Raw genomic sequence first — 17,426 nt, 5'->3', positions numbered from 1 at the left:
GAAATTATTATGGAAATTACAACGTTACAAATCGTACTTGTATTTTTAGTCTCCTGTATCTCTGGTATGGGATCGATTTTGGATGAATTCCAAACTCACCGTCCGTTAATTGCCTGTACACTTATTGGTTTAGTGCTAGGTGATATGAAAACGGGGATCATCATTGGTGGTTCATTAGAATTATTAGCCTTAGGCTGGATGAACATTGGTGCTGCTCTCGCACCAGATGCGGCCCTTGCCTCTGTGGTGTCAACCATTTTGGTTATCGTAGGTGGACAAGAAATCCCAACCGCTATCGCTTTAGCTATTCCATTAGCGGCAGCCGGTCAAGTATTAACCTATGTGGTACGTGCGATTACCGTGGCATTCCAACATGCCGCAGATAAATCCATTGAAGACGGTAATCTTAACCGTTTAGACTGGATCCACTGTTCTGCCTTGTTATTACAAGCCATGCGTATTGCAATCCCAGCCTTAATCGTTGCTTTAACCGCAGGAACAGATACCGTTCAAGCCATGTTAGGGGCGATTCCTGAAGTGGTCACCATGGGCTTAAAAATTGCCGGTGGTATCATTGCCGTGGTCGGTTATGCGATGGTGATTAATATGATGCGTGCAGGTCACTTAATGCCATTCTTCTACGCAGGTTTCGTGGTTGCCGCCTTTACTGACTTCAACCTTGTTGCCTTAGGTATTCTTGGTGCCATTATGGCCGCACTTTACATTCAACTTCACCCGAAATACAACAAATCGCAACAAGTGGTGCAAGTGGTCGCAAACAACAACGATCTGGACAACAGATTAGATTAATGGGGTAAGAGAAAATGACAACTGAAATCAAAAAAGTCACCCAAAGTGATTTAAATTCCGTGGTATTACGTTCAAACCTATTCCAAGGTTCTTGGAACTTTGAACGTATGCAAGCCTTAGGTTTCGCCTATTCAATGGTGCCTGTAATCAAACGTTTATACCCCGATCCAAACTCGCAAGAACGCAAAGATGCGATTAAACGTCACCTTGAATTTTTCAACACCCAACCTTTCGTGGCAGCCCCTGTTTTAGGTGTGACCATTGCGATGGAAGAACAACGTGCGAACGGTAAAGAAATTGATGATGCTGCCATCAACGGTATCAAAGTGGGTCTGATGGGACCATTAGCCGGTGTGGGTGACCCAATTTATTGGGGGACAGCTCGTCCAGTATTCGCTGCATTAGGTGCAGGTGTGGCCTTAACCGGCAGTATCTTAGGGCCTTTATTATTCTTTATTTTGTTCAACCTTGTACGTTTAGGTACACGTTATTATGGTGTAACTTACGGCTACAAAAAAGGCTTGGACGTGGTACAAGATATGAGTGGTGGCTTATTGCAAAAACTCACAGAGGGGGCTTCTATTCTCGGCTTGTTTATTATGGGGGCATTAGTCCAAAAATGGACTAGCATTAACGTCCCACTTGTGGTTTCCACCATTCAAAAACAAGACGGCACTACCGAAATCACCACCGTACAAAGCATTTTAGACAGCTTAATGCCGGGGTTATTACCATTGCTGTTTACCTTTGCTTGTATGTGGTTACTACGTAACCGTGTGAATGCCCTTTGGATTATTATCGGTATTTTCGTTATCGGTATCCTTGGTGCAGCAACAGGGATTTTAGCGTAATCCCCAAAAATCCTCACCCCATAAAATCCCCTCTCCCTCTGGGAGAGGGCTAGGGTGAGGGGTAAAAAGAGGCTGAGGATAAACGATCAACCCTCACCTCCCGAAAATCCTGACGGATTTTCTCCATCCTCTCCCAAAGGGAGAGGCTGTTATCGTTCCAATCTAATTTATCATTCACCGCTATGACCAACACCATTCTCATTCTCTGCATTCTGGCCTTTTTTGCCTACGCATTCTACGAACAATTCGGCTTAGACAAAAGAAAAGGCACGACCCAACTCAAAGTGCGGTTAAAAAAACGCACGAAATTAGACAGCTTAATCTTTGTCGCCTTAATTGGCATTATTATTTGGCAAACTGAGGGAAATATTGCTCCTGATACCTTGTATTTACTGGCTTTTTTAATTTTACTCAGTCTTTATATGGCATTTTTCCGCTCCCCCATGTTGATCTTAAAAAAAGACGGCTTTTTCTTTGAGAACTTTTTCATTGAATTTGCTAAAATAAACCAAATTAATTTAGCCGATGAGTTCAAACTGGTGTTTGATCTCACCAACGGCAAACGCCTTGTGGCACAACTCACCGAACAAACCGATGTGGATCAAGTGGTACAATTTTTCGGTGGCTACAAATCTCATAACCAACAAACTGAAAACAATAAAAAACAGGAACAAAAATGACCGCACTTTACAAACTCACTGGCACCATCCAACAATACGCATGGGGTGGCGAAAACTATATTCCCCATTTAATCGGCTTTACCGCTCAAAAAAATCAACCTTATGCCGAATGGTGGCTTGGTGCACATACTTCTTCGCCAGCTATGCTTGAAGTAGCGGATCAAAAAATACCTTTAGATCAATTTATCCATGAAAATCCAACGGTTCTTGGTAAACAAAGCCGTACTGTTTTCGGTGATGAACTGCCCTATTTACTCAAAATTTTGGATGTGAAACAACCGCTTTCTATTCAACTACACCCAACCAAACAGCAAGCCCAAATTGGCTTTGCCACGGAAAATGAACGTGGTATTGATTTAAAAGATCCGAAACGTACTTACAAAGATAATAACCATAAACCCGAAATGATGATTGCCCTATCCGATTTTTGGCTGTTACACGGTTTCAAACCAAAAACAGAAATTTTGCAAACATTGCGTGAACGTTCATCATTGAAAGCCCTAGCAGATCAGTTAGAAACTCAGGATTTACACCATTTCTATTCAGATATTATGCAAGCAAACCAAACACAATTAGCCAACTGGTTATTGCCAATTTTTGAACTGAATCAGCTTGAAAATTTACGTCCAGAAAATCCTGATTACTGGGTATTATATAGCCAAAAAGAAATGAACATTTCATTAGAAAAATTAGATGCTGGCTTAATGTGTTTCTATTTGTTTAATATCGTTGAAGTAAAACAAGGCGAAGGGATTTTCCAAGATGCCGGCATTCCGCACGCTTATTTACGTGGACAAAATATTGAATTAATGGCCTGTTCTGATAACGTAATCCGTGGCGGTTTAACGCCTAAACATGTGGATATTGATGAATTACTCAAAGTGATTGATTGCCGTGAAGTGATCCCTGAATTAATTCCAACTGCCCCACAACATCATGGATCATTTACCTATACCACACCTGCTAAAGACTTTGCCTTGGCAAATGTACGTTATGATAATGCAGTCCAAATCAATGAGAAGGCAGAAAGTGCGACCATTTTATTGGTCATGCAAGGCAGTCTAAAAATCAGCGATAAAAATACCGCACTTGAACTCAAACAAGGGGAATCTGCCTTTATTTGTGCTGATACGGAATACCAAATTGTTGGACTAGAAATAGGATATTGTGTATTGGCCAAATTGCCGTAACCACGTTTATAACATGTATGAAATGAAATCACCGCACTTTCTACCTAATTAGCTTGAAAGTGCGGTGCATTTTTTAAGTGTTTTTGGTACTTAATCTTAACAACGCATAACCTAAAATAGCCGATAAGCAAGATCCCAATAACACGCCCAATCGAGATAGAGTGTTAATTGCATTATCCACTTCCCCCTCAAAGGCCAGACTGGCTAAGAACATTGACATCGTAAACCCGATACCACATAACACGGCAATGGCAAAAATATGTTTGAGTTGAACGCCCTCTGGCAATTTGGCGACACCCAATTTAATGGAGAAATAGCTAAATCCAAACACCCCGAGTGGTTTGCCTATTAACAAGCCTAAGGTAATGCCGAGCGGTAAAGCGGAAAGCAGCATGTCACGACTAATGCCACCTAAAAATACGCCCGCATTGGCAAAAGCAAACAATGGCAACACAAAGAAAGAACACCAAGGCGCTAAAATATGCTCCAATGTATGCAACGGACTGTGGCCGTTTTTATCTTTTAAAGGAATACAAAAACCAATAATCACCCCTGCCAATGTCGCATGAACACCCGACTTTAACACGGCTGCCCACAAGACTAAACCCACCATAATATAGGCACAGAGATGACCGACTTTAAGGCGATTTAACACCACCAACGACAGAATTGCCACGGCCGAAATCGTTAAGGCAAGGACGCTTAAATCAGAGGAAAAGAACAGCGCAATCACCACAATAGCGCCCAGATCGTCAATAATCGCCAGAGCTAATAAAAATACTTTTAACGGCAACGGCACACGCTTGCCCAATAACGCCACAATCCCCAAGGCAAAGGCAATATCCGTCGCCATCGGAATCGCCCAACCATTACCCAATTCTGGTTGGTGTTGGGTGAGTAACCAATAAATCACAGCGGGAATCACCATTCCCCCAATTGCCGCAAAAGCAGGGAAAATCGCTTGCTGATAACTGGATAAGGATCCCTCTAAGATCTCACGTTTGACTTCCAACCCAACGAGTACAAAAAACACCGCCATAAAGCCATCATTAATCCAATGGATAAAGGTTTTATTAATGGCAAAAGAACCAAATTGTACGCTAACGGGAATATCTAAAAAATCAAAGTAATCCGCTTGCCAAGGGCTATTGGCCAACACCATGGCAAGCACGGCAAACACTAATAGCAATATGCCACTGGCGGATTCCATTTTGAAAAAACGTTGTAATAGATTTAACATAAAATAAGTTTCCAAAAAAGTATAAAGGGAAAATACTAACATAATTATTCGGGCTATGTCAGCCCAAACTGAGGGAAAATTCCTCTCGTCTAGCAAATTCCGTCAAAATTAGCCAAAAAAACACCGCACTTTTTTATGATGAAGTGCGGTGCCTGTCTTTTGTGAGAGATTAACGTTCGTAAATAATTTCGACGCCCTCATCATCTTCTTCTGACCAATCGTCCCAGAAGTCATCATCACTCTCTTCTGCAGTCTCTAAGGCTTGTTGATGATAATCATCCCATTTGAATTTCACTTCCTCAGCTTGTGGATTTTCATCTTCAACTTCTCTTGGGTTCGCCTCAATAAAATCCATGATTTCACGGGTGAGATCGGACACATTTTTACCGGTTGCAGCAGAAATCAAGAAATATTCTTCCTCATACCCGAGACGTTCGACAATATCCTTGGCTAATTGTTGAGCGTCCTCTGCCGACATGGTATCAATTTTATTAAACACCAACCAACGAGGTTTTTCGACTAATTTTTCGCTGTATTGAAATAATTCATTTTCAATAATCGCAATATTATCTGCCGGATCCGATTCATCAATCGGGGCAATATCCACTAAATGCACCAACACTCGGCAACGTTCTAAATGCTTTAAGAAACGAATACCTAAACCCGCCCCCTCTGAGGCATTTTCAATTAAACCCGGAATATCCGCCACTACAAAGCTACGATCAGAACCGATACGAGCCACCCCTAGACTGGGCACTAACGTTGTAAAAGGATAGTCGGCCACTTTCGGTTTTGCTGCCGAAATCGCACGGATAAAGGTAGATTTTCCCGCATTGGGTAAACCGAGCATACCCACATCCGCCAATAACATTAATTCCAGTTGCAAATCCCTTTTTTCCCCTGGTGTACCTAAGGTTTTTTGGCGAGGCGCACGGTTGACCGAGGATTTAAAACGGGTATTGCCCAAACCATGATAACCGCCTTTTGCCACCAGCATTTTAGCGCCATTTTTGGTTAAGTCACCCAAGACTTCTTTCGTATCATTATCAATCGCTCGAGTGCCGACTGGCACACGCAACGTAATGTCTTTGCCCCGTTTCCCCGTACAATCTGAACTACGTCCATTTTCGCCCCGTTCAGCGGCGAAACGTTTTTCAAAGCGGTAATCAATCAAGGTGTTGAGGTTTTCGTCGGCAATTAAATACACATCCCCGCCGTCACCGCCGTCACCACCGTCTGGCCCCCCTTTCGGGATAAACTTCTCACGGCGGAAACTGACGCAACCACTCCCGCCATCACCGGCCTCGACTCGAATTAAGGCTTCATCTATAAATTTCATATTCTTATTCTCCAAATAATGCCCTAATACTATAACAAAAATAGCCATCCCCCTAACAGAATTTTTTATTTCAAATAAAAAATAGCCCTAAATAAGGGCTATTGATTTACAACCTAAATATTGCGATATCTACCCAACCGCTTCTCCGCTGAATTGAACAAAAACTGCACAATGGAGCAGATAATAATGTACACCAAAAACACATCAAAATAGGCTTCTACATAGTTATAACCATAAGAGGCTTCGATTCTGCCGATCGCCGTAATGTCTTTAACCGTCATCAAAAATGCCAAACTTGTGCCTTTAATCAAATTTAAGGTTAAATTCGCCAAGGCTGGCATAGCGATCACCAAGGCTTGCGGGATAATCACACGAGTATAGGTTTGAAAACGGGATAATCCTACGGCAATACCTGCTTCCAGTTGATCTTTAGAAATGGCAAAAAAGGCGGCTCGAAAAATTTCTGATAATAATGCCGTGGTATTCAGCGAGAACACCACAACGGCGTACCAGAACGGATCAATGGCATCAAAAATATTAAAATTACTGCCCATTTGTTTCAGCAATGTATGTAAAAAACTCGGCAATAAGCTATAAATTAATAAAATTTGCAGAATAATCGGCGTACCACGGATAAAAGACACATAAACCGACACGAGTTTTGCCCCAATTTTTCCGCCCCCAAGCCGAACCACTGCCATATAAAGGGCCGGCACAAAGGCAATCAAAAGCGATAACGCCGTGAGCGATAAGGTCACGCCTGCACCTTGCCAAATGGTGAAAAAGGTGCGATACATAAATTCATAATCCAGTTCCATTTATGCCTCCCTTTTACGAATCCAAAAGCGGGTGAGCCAAGGGGATTTTTGTGAATTTGGCGTTTCCGCCAAGGATCTGTCTTTATTGAGTTTATTTTCAACATACATAAATAAACGCTCCAATAAAAACACAATCACCCAATAAATCAAAATACAAGCGGTGTAAATTTCCACCCCATACGCCCCGTAATTTTGGGCAATAATCAAATTGCCTGCTCCAATTAAGTCAATTAAACCAATGGTATAGGCTAAGGCACTGTCTTTTAACAAATTGGTGGTGGAGTTAGCAAAATTCGGCAGTGCGATGACTACGGCTTGTGGCAACATAATTAATAACACTGCTTTAAAAGGCGATAAACCCACGGTAATCGCCGCTTCATATTGCCCATGGGAAACCGCACTATAAGCCGCCCGAAACACTTCTGCCATGTATGCCCCAAACAATAAAACAAAGGTAATAATGGCGAAAATGGCACGATGAAAGCCGTTTATATCGTAATGAAATATCACCGAAATCAGCTGTGGCAAGCCATAAAATACCAGAAATAACAACACGATAGCAGGTGTGCAACGCATAATGTAAATATAGCCTGTTGCTAATGCGGAAAGGATCGGATTTTTGCTTAATTTTGCCCAAGCCAGCAAAATCCCCCACAATGAACCAAACAAGATGCTAAAAAAGCAGACTGCCAAGGTCACATCAAGATAGGCTAATAAACGGGGCAATACGTCCCAGATGACTGAAAAATCAAAAATTCTATTTTCCATAAACACTCCATTTGCCACATCATTGAATGTAACTATTTAAACTTTCACCAAAATATTGTAATTCTAGCTCGGCAATTTTGCCTTCCGCATGGAGTTGCTCAATGGCTTTGTCGTACTCATCTGCCAATTGCTGTTCATGACGATTGAAAATTGGGTAAGTGGGAATGCCTTTATAACGCACATACGCCAAGCGATCGCTGAATTGGTGATAAGGGGCATCGGCTTTTTGAATATTATTTTTATAACTCAATTCGATTTCCAAAAAGCCATCGTAACGCCCTTCTAATACCCAGCTGTAGGCATCGGTAATTTGAAAGGTGTCTGACGGGACGAGTTTAATCGGCTGTTCTGGGTGGGCGTTGTTGTATTCAGTAATCACCATAAACTGTGCGGATTGTGGGGCAATTGGCACCAATTTGCCACTAAATTTAGCAAATTCATCGATATTTTTAATCGCATTGGCATTTTCTTGGCGAATGGTTAAACCAATCACACTGGCGGCAATATTGTGCTTCGGAAAAACGTATTTTTTCTTACGCGATTCCGTCAACCAAATGCCTTTCGTTCCCAAGGTATATTTCCCTGCTTCCACGCCAATTAATAAATCATCATCAGAAACAGGCACAAATTCAAAGTCATATTGTGGCAATTTTTTGGCAACTTCCTTAATCACTGCCACTTCAAAGCCATCGGACTCCCCTTTTTCATTAATATAATCATAGGGAACATAGAAACTTGTGTGTGCGACCGTAATTTTTCGCTTTTCAACCTGATTAGTTGAAGCTGAATGTTGATCGCAACCACTCAGCAAAAAAGGGGTGATAAGGACAATCCCCCCCAATAATTTGCTTATTAATGTTGTTATTTTCATCGCGACTCTCCGCTGTAATAAAAGGTTATTTTAAATAATCACTGAGGCGTTCACCGAAATATTTCAATTCAAGTTCCGCAATTTTCCCCTCCGCATGAAGTGCTTCAATGGCTTTGTCGTACTCATCAGCAAACTGTTGTTCATTGCGATTGAAAATTGGATAAGTTGGAATACCACGATAACGAATATAAGTTAAACGATCATTAAATTGGTGATAAGGGGCATTCTCATTTTGAATATTGTTTTTATAACTCAATTCTATGGAAAGATAAGCATCATAACGTCCCTCCAGCAACCAACTATAGGCATCTGAAACTTGGAATACTTCTGATGGCAGTAACTTGATTGGATTATCGGGATGCTCTTTATTATAAGTATCTACCACCATATAACGGGCATCTTGTGGTGCGATTGGCACAAGTTTTCCACTAAATTTAGCAAAAGATTCCATATCTTTAATTTGATCGGCATTTTCTTTGCGAATGGCTATCCCTATCACACTGGCGGCAATATTATTTTTCGGGAAAACATATTTCTTCTTGCGAGCCTCGGTAATCCAAATCCCTTTTGTGCCTAAGGTATATTTACCTGACTCAACGCCAATTAAAAGATCATCATCAGAAGTGGCAACATACTCAAATTCATACTGTGGCAATTTTTTTGCGACTTCTTTAATTACAGCCACTTCAAAGCCATCGGATTCCCCTTTCTCATTGATATAATCATAAGGGACATAAACACTAGTATGTGCGAGGGTCACTTTTCTCTTTTCAATAGGCTTCGTTGAAGCGACATTTTGATCGCAAGCACTGAGTAAAAAAGACGTAATAAGGGCAATGCTCCCCAAGAATTTTGTTATTCTCATAGCTAATATCCTGCTGTAATAAAAGGCTGTTTTTAAACAGCCTTAATAGAGTGAGATAAGATTATTTCAAATAATCACTTAGGCGTTCACCAAAATATTTCAATTCTAATTCGGTGATTTTGCCTTCCGCATGCAATTCTTCAATGGCTTTATCATATTCATCAGCAAATTGTTGTTCATTGCGGTTGAAAATTGGATAAGTTGGAATGCCTTTATAGCGAATATAAGTTAAACGATCGTTAAATTGGTGATAAGGGGCATTCTCATTTTGAATGTTGTTTTTATAACTTAATTCCACGTCAAGATAGGCATCATAACGCCCCTCAAGCAACCAACTATAAGCATCGGAAATTTGGAAGGCTTCTGATGGGAGCAACTTGATTTGATTGTCTGGGTGTGCTTTGTTATAAGACTCAATCACAAAATACTGTGCATTTTGCGGGGCAATTGGCACAAGTTTGCCGCTAAATCTCGCAAAAGATTCAATGTCGGTAATTTGTTCCGCATTTTCCTTGCGAATCGTCAAACCAATTACGCTGGCAGCAATATTATTTTTCGGGAAAACATATTTTTTCTTGCGAGCTTCGGTGATCCAAATGCCTTTTATTCCCACGGTGTATTTGCCAGATTCCACGCCGATTAACAAATCATCATCGGAAGTTGGCACAAATTTAAACTCATACTGCGGTAATTTTTTGGCAATTTCTTGAATCACTGCCACTTCAAAACCGTCCGACTCGCCTTTTTCATTCACATAATCATAAGGCACATAATAGTTGGTGTGTGCCACCACAATTTGTTTTTTGGCAGGTTCTGCATTGCTAGCTTTGGTTTCTGTTTTATCACCACAGCCTGTGAGCAAGGCTAGTGAAGAAGCCAATACAGCGGTGGTAAAAAGTTTTTTAAAATTCATTTTTTTGTCCTCTCAATTCATTAACGTAACGCTTCGCGTACCCATTCTAATCGTTCCCAAGCAATATCTTTTGGCACAGTGCAATCTGCCCCTAAAAGTACCCCTGTTTTCCCTGCTTCTGCCACAATACGGCGAGCTTCTGCTTGAATTTCTTCTTTTGTTCCCGTATATAAAAGATCGGTTTTCAAATTACCAAAGCCACCAATCACGGAATGATTTGGGAAAATTTTACGCCCTTCCGCAAGGGAAATGCCTTCCACCACTGCTGCCCAGTTAATGGTTTTGACATCATAATCTTTGTACCATTCAAGGCTGTTGCGATGTCCTGCGTAACCACAAATATGCAAAATATTGTATTCACTGGCTTCTTTGGCGGCTTTCAAAATCGCTTTCTCCCCAGGGGCTAAAATTTCTTGGTAAGTTTGCTCATTTACACCCTCGCCCAACAAATTTTGCACACTGAAATAAATGCCTGTGACACCTGCTTCCAAAATCACCCGTTTTGCCAATTTGGCTAAATCGCTGGAAATCACATCTAACGCCTGTTTTACGGTTTCAGGATCTTGTTTAATCCATTCTACTAACAAGGCCTCGCCCTTTGTTGGATCAGGTTGCATAAAACGAAATGTGGAGTTTGCCCCAAAAATATTGTAGAACAGAGCGGTTTCATCACCGTACGCATCTGCCAATTTTTTGGCATAGGCAATTTGATCGGTAAACCAGCGATCATCATCAGCTAAAGGCTGTAAATTTTTTAAATCAGATACTTGTTTCGCATTCGCCACTTGTGGGTGTTTATAATGAAAATAACCATCGGTCATAATTTTGGCAAAATCAGGTTTAAAAGTTTCAATATAGTGCTTCTCGCCTGCTAACACCTGTTCAATTAATTCAGGATTTTCAAAGGCATCCACGCCTGCTTCGTTATCTAAAAAATGAAACCAAAAACTAGACGGAATCCGTTCTACAGGCTTGCCGTCTAATGCGGCTAACACCAGTGCTTTTTTATTTGACATTATCACTCTCCATAAAATAAATAAGTGGTTTTATCTTATGCGGAGAAATGCCATTGTTCAAGCCCTTATAACCAAACATTTTGTTATTACTTATAGCGAAATGAAAAAAGAAAAGAATAAATAAAAATAAATGAACAAAATCAATAAAATAATAATTACTAAAAATGGGTGAAAAATGAGAAATCAGTGTTTTTATAGCAAAATGGAATAATTTATAATTTTTAGGTTGAAAAAATATTTGCTTTTTACACCGCAGTTTTATGCGTTATTCACATTTTCGGTACGATAAAACTTATGTCCAATGGCAGATGACATCACACCCACTATGGAAAGACAAGCCCCAATATAACTTAAGGCGTTAAATTCAGGTCGCTCAAAATCCAGTGGATCAAGCCAGTGCAATAGATGACTAAACAGTAACACAAATAGCGAGCCTAGGCTTGCAACAACACTGACTTTGGACACTTCCCAGCGATTTAAGGCTTCCGCATAAGCACCAAAAGCAAGCGGTGTATTTAAACAACAATAAATAAACCACCCCCAAGCGAAAGGGGTTAGCTCCCTCACTTGTCCAACGCTTGCTTGGGGCAAAAATGTTAGCATGCACGCAAAATAAGATAGCAATAAAATCTGTGGCGTGCTGAAAAAACGCACTAAAATTTTTTGTGCAATACCATATAACACAAAAATCACTGCAGCACTTAAACCGAAAAATATCCCAAGAGAATACAAATTGAGGGTGAAAAATAAGCTAAAGCGTTCATTAAAAAATAAACCTAAACCAATAATTAACAATATCAATCCAATTTTTTGGTGCATGCCTAATTTTTCTTTAAACACCCATACTCCAGCGATAAGCATGCCAAAGGAGGTAATGGGGCTAAAAATCTGCGTAATCGCAGGTTCTACATAAATCAAACTGGCATTATACAAAAAGAAATTACCAGCCAAGCCAACCACGCCAAGTAGAAATAAAACTAACACTCTCGGGTTAAATTGATTTAATTTTGGCAACTGCTTTTTCCATGCGAGAAACACCAACAAAACCAAACTTGCCGTAGCAAAACGGTAGAAAATCGTGGTAGGAGAATCGACTATCGCAAGCACTTGTTTTAACGCTATCGGCGATGCTCCCCACGCCATCGCTGCCGTGAGTGCCAAGAAAAAGCCTAAAATCGGATTTTGTTGCATAGCATTCCTTGTTTGTTGCAATGCTTTCTATTTTACGCTAAAAAAACAAAAACGCCTTACTTTTTTAGCAGAGTAAGGCGTTTTAATTTGGTTTAATTTGAAGATTATTCTGTGACAATGCTCACATATTTACGGCTTTTATCGCCTTTCACTTCAAATTTCACTTTACCATCAGCGGTTGCAAATAAAGTGTGGTCTTTACCCATACCAACATTTGAACCTGCGTGGAATTTAGTACCACGTTGACGAACGATAATGCTACCTGCTAATACAGATTCACCGCCAAAACGTTTTACACCAAGGCGTTTAGCTTCAGAATCACGACCGTTACGAGTTGAACCACCAGCTTTTTTAGTTGCCATCTTCTATAACTCCTCTGAAATTATGCTGAGATCCCAGTGATTTTCACTTCGGTGAACCACTGACGATGACCTTGTTGTTTACGGCTGTGTTTACGACGACGGAACTTAACGATTTTAATTTTATCGCCACGACCTTGCGCTACAACTTCAGCCACTACTTTCGCTCCAGTCACAACTGGGGCACCAATTTTAATATCTTCGCCATTAACGGCCATTAACACTGAATCAAACTCAACATTTGAGCCGACTTCAAGTTCAAGTTTTTCTAAACGAACAACTTGACCTTCGCTTACTCGGTGTTGTTTGCCGCCACTTTGGAAAACTGCGTACATAAATACTCCGCTAAATTTGTGCTGAATAATGTTTTAGTTCATTTTTAGCACATCAAAATCATATAAATAGGTCGCAAATTCTACGGAAAATTCATCAAAATGGCAAGCGTTAATTTGCAATAAAATAAAAAAAGTCGAAATTATGCGAATTTTGCAACGGTTTTATTTTAGTAATCCCAAAAAATCAGGTAAAATCAACCGCACTTTTGGTTAAAAATAAACAATATTATGCAAAACAATTTAATGGATCAACAAGCTATCCAAGCATTGATTGAAGCGGATATGCAAAAAGTCAATGAAGAAATTTTGGCCCAGCTTAATTCTGACGTGCCGTTGGTAAATCAGCTCGGCTTTTATATTATTCAAGGCGGTGGCAAACGTATTCGTCCGACCATTGCCCTGTTGGCGGCAAAAGCGGTGAATTATCAAGGCGATCAAATGCCCACCAGTGCAGCCTTTATTGAATTTATTCACACCGCCAGTCTGTTGCACGATGATGTAGTAGATGAATCTGAGCTACGCCGTGGCAAGCCGACAGCGAACGCAGAGTTTGGCAATGCAGCAGCCGTCTTAGTGGGCGATTTTATCTATACTCGTGCCTTTCAATTAATGGCAAAATTAAATTCATTAAAAATGTTGCGAATCATGTCCGATGCCACGAATGTGTTGGCCGAGGGCGAAGTGCAACAATTAATGAATGTGCATAATCCGGATACTTCAGAAGAAGATTACATGAAAGTCATCTACCGCAAAACCGCACGCTTATTTGAAGTATCAGCTCAAGCGGCAGCGGTGTTAGCGAACGCTAATGAAGAAATTGAACGAGGCTTACAGCTTTACGGTCGCTATGTTGGCACGGCGTTTCAGTTGGTGGATGATGTATTGGATTACAGTGCGAATGCTGTGGCGTTGGGCAAAAATGTGGGTGATGATTTAGCCGAGGGCAAGCCGACATTGCCATTATTACACGCTATGCAACAAGGTACAGCAAGCCAACGTGAACTGATTCGCAACGCCATTTTACAAGGTGGTCAGCGTGAAATTATTGATGACGTATTGGCGATTATGGCGGAACATAAATCCTTAGATCATGCCATGGCACGAGCAAAACAAGAGGCGCAAAATGCCGTAGATGCCATTGCCGTATTGCCTGATAGTATTTACAAACAAGCCTTGATTTCCTTGGCTTACTTATCTGTAGACAGACGTTATTAATATGGAAAATAATCAAATTCACTTTGAACCGAAACAAAGAAAGCGTAAAGAACGTAAGGATCCCAATGCCCCTTTTGTTCGCCCCAAATTAGACCTGCCAAACGGACACAACAAATTGCTGTTGCATTCTTGTTGTGCCCCTTGTTCAGGCGAAGTCATGGAGGCGATTTTAGCCTCGGGCATTGAATTTACCATTTATTTTTACAACCCCAATATTCACCCATTAAAAGAATATATGATCCGCAAAGAGGAAAATATTCGCTTTGCAGAAAAACACAATATTCCTTTTATTGACGTGGATGATGACTACGAAAACGACCGCAAAACCTGGTTCAAAAAAGCCGAGGGCATGGAATGGGAACCCGAACGTGGCATCCGTTGCACCATGTGCTTTGATATGCGTTTTGAAAAAGCCGCTCAATATGCCCACGAAAATGGGTTTCCTGTATTTACCAGTTGCTTAGGCATTTCTCGCTGGAAAGACATGAACCAAATCAACGATTGTGGCCACCGTGCCGCCAGTCATTATGATGACGTGGTTTATTGGGATTACAACTGGCGAAAAGGCGGTGGCTCGGCCCGTATGATTGAAATCAGCAAACGTGAACGTTTCTATCAACAAGAATATTGTGGCTGCGTGTATTCCTTACGTGACAGCAACAAATGGCGTTTAGAAACAGGCCGTGAACGAATTGAGATTGGGAAGTTGTATTATTCGGCGGATTAAAAAAATCCCAAAAACTACCGCAGTTTGAAACTGCGGTAGTTTTTTATGTATTTTTAAGCATAAGCTGGAGCAGTAAACACTGGCTTAATCTGTTGATAAGTAACGTCTTTTGCATTTTTCGCTTGCCATAAATCATATTGATTTTGCAATTTTAACCAGAGTTCATCATGCGTCTCAAAAGCCTTACTTAAACGTAACGACATCTCTGCAGAAATCCCTTTTTTGCATTTTAAAATTTGGCTTAACTCTGAAGCTGGCACGCCTAAATGTTTCGCCATATCGGTTACGCTAATATCACCCATATATTCTTTTAAAATTTTGCCAGGGTGGGGCGGATTGTACATTTCCATTTTTCGACTCCCTAATGATAATCTTGATAATCAACAACTTCGGCATTTCCGCCATTAAATTTAAAGGTTAAACGCCAATTTCCACTTACGCTAATTGACCAATGCCCAGCTAAATTGCCTTTTAACGCATGTAAATTCCAATTTGCCTGATCCATATCTAGCGGTGATGTTGCCTTATGTAACGTTGCCAGTTGAAAACTTAATTTATTTTTATGCTTCGCCTGAATCCCAGCGGTTGAACCTGTCCTAAAAAAGCGTTCTAGCCCTTTATGTTTAAAAGAAATAATCATTGCTCACTCACCTTTGGTGCAGTGTGCTGTTATATTATACGCCCAGCAAAAGGATTTGCAACGACACAGCACGATTGTTATGGTGAGTGAATTTTATGGGGATCTCAGTAGAAACCAAGATAATTTGTTTGCTTTTGGAATCAAGATCACAAAAATTGTAAAAAAATCATTAAAAAGCACCGCAGTTTAGGCCTAAATTGCGGTGCTTTTTGTACTATTTTTATTTAGCGATTTTACTTCGCCAACCCATCCAACAATTTCTGATGAATCCCACCAAAACTACCATTAGACATCACTAAAATATGATCCGTTGGTTGGGCTTCGGCTACCACAAACTCCACCAATTTATCCACATTGGCTGCCCATTTAACAGGTTGAACACAATCGGCGGCAATTTCGGCCACTTCCCATGGGATATTATCGGGTTGCAGTAAAAACACATTATCTGCTCGCACTAACGCTGGGGCGATTTCATCTTTATGATGTCCCATTTTCATGGTGTTGGAACGAGGTTCTAGCACGGCTAAGATTCGTACGCCACCGCCGACTTTGTCACGAAGTGCGGTCAACGTGGCTTGAATTTCTGTTGGGTGATGGGCAAAATCATCATAAACCGTGACGCCATTCACGGTACCTTTCACTTCTAAACGACGTTTGGCATTCACAAAGGAACTCAAGGCTTGGGCAGCATTTTGCACTGAAATGCCAGCATGATGTGCAGCCGCAATGGCCATTAAAGCGTTGTGCATATTGTGTTGACCGACAATGTTCCATTGCACTTCAGCGGCCTTTTCGCCTTTATGAAACACGGCAAAATGGGTGCAGTCATGGCTAATGCGTTCAGCGTGCCATTCTTGATCTTTGCCTAAAAATTGTTGTGCGGACCAACAACCCATGTCTAAAGTTTCTTTCACACTTTGTTCTTCCGCCACCGAAAGCACTAGGCCAGATTGTGGCATGGTACGAATCATATGGTGAAATTGGCGTTGAATCGCCTGTAAATCATCAAAAATATCCGCATGATCGAAACCGATATTGTTGATAATTAAGGTTTTTGGGTTGTAATGGACAAATTTAGAACGTTTATCAAAAAAGGCCGTATCATATTCATCTGCCTCAATCACAAAATAAGGGCTGTCAGTAAAACGTGCAGAAACACCAAAATTACCCGCAATGCCGCCGATTAAAAAACCTGGATTTAAGCCATTTTGCTCTAAAATCCAAGTTAACATGCCTGTGGTAGTAGTTTTGCCGTGCGTACCTGAAACCGCAAACACCCAACGGTTACGCAATAAATGATCATGTAACCATTGTGGTCCTGACATAAACGGCAGTTGATTTTCTAACACATACTCAACACAAGGGTTGCCACGTTTCATGGCATTGCCCACAATCACCATATCGGGGGCCGGTTGCAGTTGAGAAATTTCAAAATGGGGAATAATGTCAATGCCACTTTGCTCTAAAAACGTGGACATAGGCGGATACACATTGGTATCTGAACCGGTGACATGATAGCCCATTTGTTTGGCAATCATAGCGACACCGCCCATAAAAGTACCACACACGCCTAAAATATGAATATGTTGTTTTGTCAT

20 protein-coding genes are annotated in these 17,426 nt (G+C 40.9%); 6 read left to right on the top strand and 14 right to left on the bottom strand.

What is annotated here, in order from left to right:
* The first annotated feature begins 9 nt into the window (after positions 1–9).
* The 4 genes from ACTG7X_RS04000 (at position 10) to manA (ending at position 3,531) form a co-directional block, all read left to right on the top strand.
* The gene (locus tag ACTG7X_RS04000; RefSeq protein ID WP_439239773.1) at positions 10–810 is read left to right on the top strand and encodes a PTS mannose/fructose/sorbose transporter subunit IIC; all 801 of its coding nucleotides are present in this window, start codon (positions 10–12) and stop codon (positions 808–810) included.
* Positions 811–824: 14 nt separating this feature from the next.
* On the top strand, positions 825–1,661 hold the full coding sequence (locus ACTG7X_RS03995; protein ID WP_132302907.1) for a PTS mannose transporter subunit IID: 837 nt from the start codon (positions 825–827) through the stop codon (positions 1,659–1,661).
* A gap of 182 nt (positions 1,662–1,843) precedes the next feature.
* On the top strand, positions 1,844–2,341 hold the full coding sequence (locus ACTG7X_RS03990) for a DUF986 family protein (protein WP_439257247.1): 498 nt from the start codon (positions 1,844–1,846) through the stop codon (positions 2,339–2,341).
* Positions 2,338–3,531 carry a mannose-6-phosphate isomerase, class I gene (gene manA / locus ACTG7X_RS03985; protein ID WP_439257246.1) on the top strand — a complete coding sequence of 398 codons (1,194 nt, stop codon included), beginning with the start codon at positions 2,338–2,340 and terminating at the stop codon, positions 3,529–3,531. The genes ACTG7X_RS03990 and manA overlap by 4 nt, the downstream gene beginning before the upstream one ends.
* Before the next feature lie 73 nt (positions 3,532–3,604).
* On the opposite strand, the gene nhaA is transcribed toward manA, so the two are convergent.
* The 11 genes from nhaA to rplU all read right to left on the bottom strand — a co-directional run bounded on the left by nhaA (position 3,605) and on the right by rplU (position 13,246).
* Entirely contained in the window at positions 3,605–4,771 is a 1,167-nt protein-coding gene (gene nhaA, locus ACTG7X_RS03980; protein WP_439257245.1) for a Na+/H+ antiporter NhaA, read from the bottom strand.
* Between the two features lie 169 nt (positions 4,772–4,940).
* Complete coding sequence (cgtA, locus tag ACTG7X_RS03975) at positions 4,941–6,110, bottom strand: Obg family GTPase CgtA (protein ID WP_439257244.1); 1,170 nt, start codon at positions 6,108–6,110, stop codon at positions 4,941–4,943.
* 113 nt (positions 6,111–6,223) lie between these two features.
* Positions 6,224–6,928 carry an amino acid ABC transporter permease gene (locus tag ACTG7X_RS03970; protein ID WP_439257243.1) on the bottom strand — a complete coding sequence of 235 codons (705 nt, stop codon included), beginning with the start codon at positions 6,926–6,928 and terminating at the stop codon, positions 6,224–6,226.
* The gene (locus ACTG7X_RS03965) at positions 6,929–7,696 is read right to left on the bottom strand and encodes an amino acid ABC transporter permease (protein ID WP_439257242.1); all 768 of its coding nucleotides are present in this window, start codon (positions 7,694–7,696) and stop codon (positions 6,929–6,931) included.
* Between the two features lie 19 nt (positions 7,697–7,715).
* Positions 7,716–8,567 (bottom strand): transporter substrate-binding domain-containing protein, encoded by an 852-nt coding sequence (locus ACTG7X_RS03960; RefSeq protein ID WP_439257241.1) that lies wholly within the window; start codon positions 8,565–8,567, stop codon positions 7,716–7,718.
* Positions 8,568–8,592: 25 nt separating this feature from the next.
* A complete protein-coding gene (locus ACTG7X_RS03955) occupies positions 8,593–9,432 on the bottom strand; it encodes a transporter substrate-binding domain-containing protein (protein WP_439257240.1) in 840 nt (279 codons plus the stop codon).
* Between the two features lie 61 nt (positions 9,433–9,493).
* Positions 9,494–10,345, bottom strand: a complete 852-nt coding sequence (locus tag ACTG7X_RS03950; protein ID WP_439257239.1) for a transporter substrate-binding domain-containing protein — start codon at positions 10,343–10,345, stop codon at positions 9,494–9,496.
* Between the two features lie 20 nt (positions 10,346–10,365).
* A complete protein-coding gene (locus ACTG7X_RS03945; protein WP_439257238.1) occupies positions 10,366–11,361 on the bottom strand; it encodes a uroporphyrinogen decarboxylase family protein in 996 nt (331 codons plus the stop codon).
* A gap of 258 nt (positions 11,362–11,619) precedes the next feature.
* Positions 11,620–12,552: a DMT family transporter gene (locus ACTG7X_RS03940; RefSeq protein WP_439257237.1), complete on the bottom strand. Its 933-nt coding sequence runs from the start codon at positions 12,550–12,552 to the stop codon at positions 11,620–11,622.
* A 104-nt stretch (positions 12,553–12,656) separates the two neighbouring features.
* A complete protein-coding gene (rpmA, locus tag ACTG7X_RS03935; protein ID WP_005634356.1) occupies positions 12,657–12,914 on the bottom strand; it encodes a 50S ribosomal protein L27 in 258 nt (85 codons plus the stop codon).
* A 20-nt stretch (positions 12,915–12,934) separates the two neighbouring features.
* Positions 12,935–13,246 (bottom strand): 50S ribosomal protein L21, encoded by a 312-nt coding sequence (gene rplU / locus ACTG7X_RS03930; RefSeq protein WP_439257236.1) that lies wholly within the window; start codon positions 13,244–13,246, stop codon positions 12,935–12,937.
* A 243-nt stretch (positions 13,247–13,489) separates the two neighbouring features.
* Between rplU and ispB the strand changes: the two genes are divergently transcribed.
* The gene (gene ispB, locus ACTG7X_RS03925; RefSeq protein ID WP_439257304.1) at positions 13,490–14,461 is read left to right on the top strand and encodes an octaprenyl diphosphate synthase; all 972 of its coding nucleotides are present in this window, start codon (positions 13,490–13,492) and stop codon (positions 14,459–14,461) included.
* Between the two features lies 1 nt (position 14,462).
* Positions 14,463–15,188, top strand: coding sequence for an epoxyqueuosine reductase QueH (locus tag ACTG7X_RS03920; protein ID WP_439239781.1), 726 nt, complete (start codon positions 14,463–14,465; stop codon positions 15,186–15,188).
* Between the two features lie 53 nt (positions 15,189–15,241).
* Here ACTG7X_RS03920 and ACTG7X_RS03915 read toward each other — a convergent pair whose 3' ends face one another.
* The 3 genes from ACTG7X_RS03915 to mpl all read right to left on the bottom strand — a co-directional run bounded on the left by ACTG7X_RS03915 (position 15,242) and on the right by mpl (position 17,426).
* A complete protein-coding gene (locus tag ACTG7X_RS03915) occupies positions 15,242–15,538 on the bottom strand; it encodes a HigA family addiction module antitoxin (protein WP_439257235.1) in 297 nt (98 codons plus the stop codon).
* Positions 15,539–15,549: 11 nt separating this feature from the next.
* A complete protein-coding gene (locus ACTG7X_RS03910) occupies positions 15,550–15,828 on the bottom strand; it encodes a type II toxin-antitoxin system RelE/ParE family toxin (protein WP_439257234.1) in 279 nt (92 codons plus the stop codon).
* 233 nt (positions 15,829–16,061) lie between these two features.
* Positions 16,062–17,426 (bottom strand): UDP-N-acetylmuramate:L-alanyl-gamma-D-glutamyl-meso-diaminopimelate ligase, encoded by a 1,365-nt coding sequence (mpl, locus tag ACTG7X_RS03905; protein WP_439257233.1) that lies wholly within the window; start codon positions 17,424–17,426, stop codon positions 16,062–16,064.

The sequence above is a fragment of the Lonepinella sp. BR2271 genome (assembly GCF_051851515.1).
Classification (GTDB): Bacteria; Pseudomonadota; Gammaproteobacteria; order Enterobacterales; family Pasteurellaceae; genus Lonepinella.
Note: the sequence above shows the minus strand (reverse complement) of the source record. Positions and strands in the feature narration are given on the sequence as shown.

Coding starts and splice junctions, on each gene's coding strand:
- ACTG7X_RS03960 (WP_439257241.1), bottom strand. CDS start 8,567: ATGAAAATAACAACATTAATAAGCAAATTATTGGGGGGGATTGTCCTT.
- ACTG7X_RS03915 (WP_439257235.1), bottom strand. CDS start 15,538: ATGGAAATGTACAATCCGCCCCACCCTGGCAAAATTTTAAAAGAATAT.
- ACTG7X_RS03945 (WP_439257238.1), bottom strand. CDS start 11,361: ATGTCAAATAAAAAAGCACTGGTGTTAGCCGCATTAGACGGCAAGCCT.
- ACTG7X_RS04000 (WP_439239773.1), top strand. CDS start 10: ATGGAAATTACAACGTTACAAATCGTACTTGTATTTTTAGTCTCCTGT.
- ACTG7X_RS03970 (WP_439257243.1), bottom strand. CDS start 6,928: ATGGAACTGGATTATGAATTTATGTATCGCACCTTTTTCACCATTTGG.
- ACTG7X_RS03965 (WP_439257242.1), bottom strand. CDS start 7,696: ATGGAAAATAGAATTTTTGATTTTTCAGTCATCTGGGACGTATTGCCC.
- ACTG7X_RS03955 (WP_439257240.1), bottom strand. CDS start 9,432: ATGAGAATAACAAAATTCTTGGGGAGCATTGCCCTTATTACGTCTTTT.
- ACTG7X_RS03950 (WP_439257239.1), bottom strand. CDS start 10,345: ATGAATTTTAAAAAACTTTTTACCACCGCTGTATTGGCTTCTTCACTA.
- ACTG7X_RS03995 (WP_132302907.1), top strand. CDS start 825: ATGACAACTGAAATCAAAAAAGTCACCCAAAGTGATTTAAATTCCGTG.
- rpmA (WP_005634356.1), bottom strand. CDS start 12,914: ATGGCAACTAAAAAAGCTGGTGGTTCAACTCGTAACGGTCGTGATTCT.
- manA (WP_439257246.1), top strand. CDS start 2,338: ATGACCGCACTTTACAAACTCACTGGCACCATCCAACAATACGCATGG.
- ACTG7X_RS03920 (WP_439239781.1), top strand. CDS start 14,463: ATGGAAAATAATCAAATTCACTTTGAACCGAAACAAAGAAAGCGTAAA.
- ispB (WP_439257304.1), top strand. CDS start 13,490: ATGGATCAACAAGCTATCCAAGCATTGATTGAAGCGGATATGCAAAAA.
- nhaA (WP_439257245.1), bottom strand. CDS start 4,771: ATGTTAAATCTATTACAACGTTTTTTCAAAATGGAATCCGCCAGTGGC.
- mpl (WP_439257233.1), bottom strand. CDS start 17,426: ATGACAAAACAACATATTCATATTTTAGGCGTGTGTGGTACTTTTATG.
- ACTG7X_RS03990 (WP_439257247.1), top strand. CDS start 1,844: ATGACCAACACCATTCTCATTCTCTGCATTCTGGCCTTTTTTGCCTAC.
- ACTG7X_RS03940 (WP_439257237.1), bottom strand. CDS start 12,552: ATGCAACAAAATCCGATTTTAGGCTTTTTCTTGGCACTCACGGCAGCG.
- cgtA (WP_439257244.1), bottom strand. CDS start 6,110: ATGAAATTTATAGATGAAGCCTTAATTCGAGTCGAGGCCGGTGATGGC.
- rplU (WP_439257236.1), bottom strand. CDS start 13,246: ATGTACGCAGTTTTCCAAAGTGGCGGCAAACAACACCGAGTAAGCGAA.
- ACTG7X_RS03910 (WP_439257234.1), bottom strand. CDS start 15,828: ATGATTATTTCTTTTAAACATAAAGGGCTAGAACGCTTTTTTAGGACA.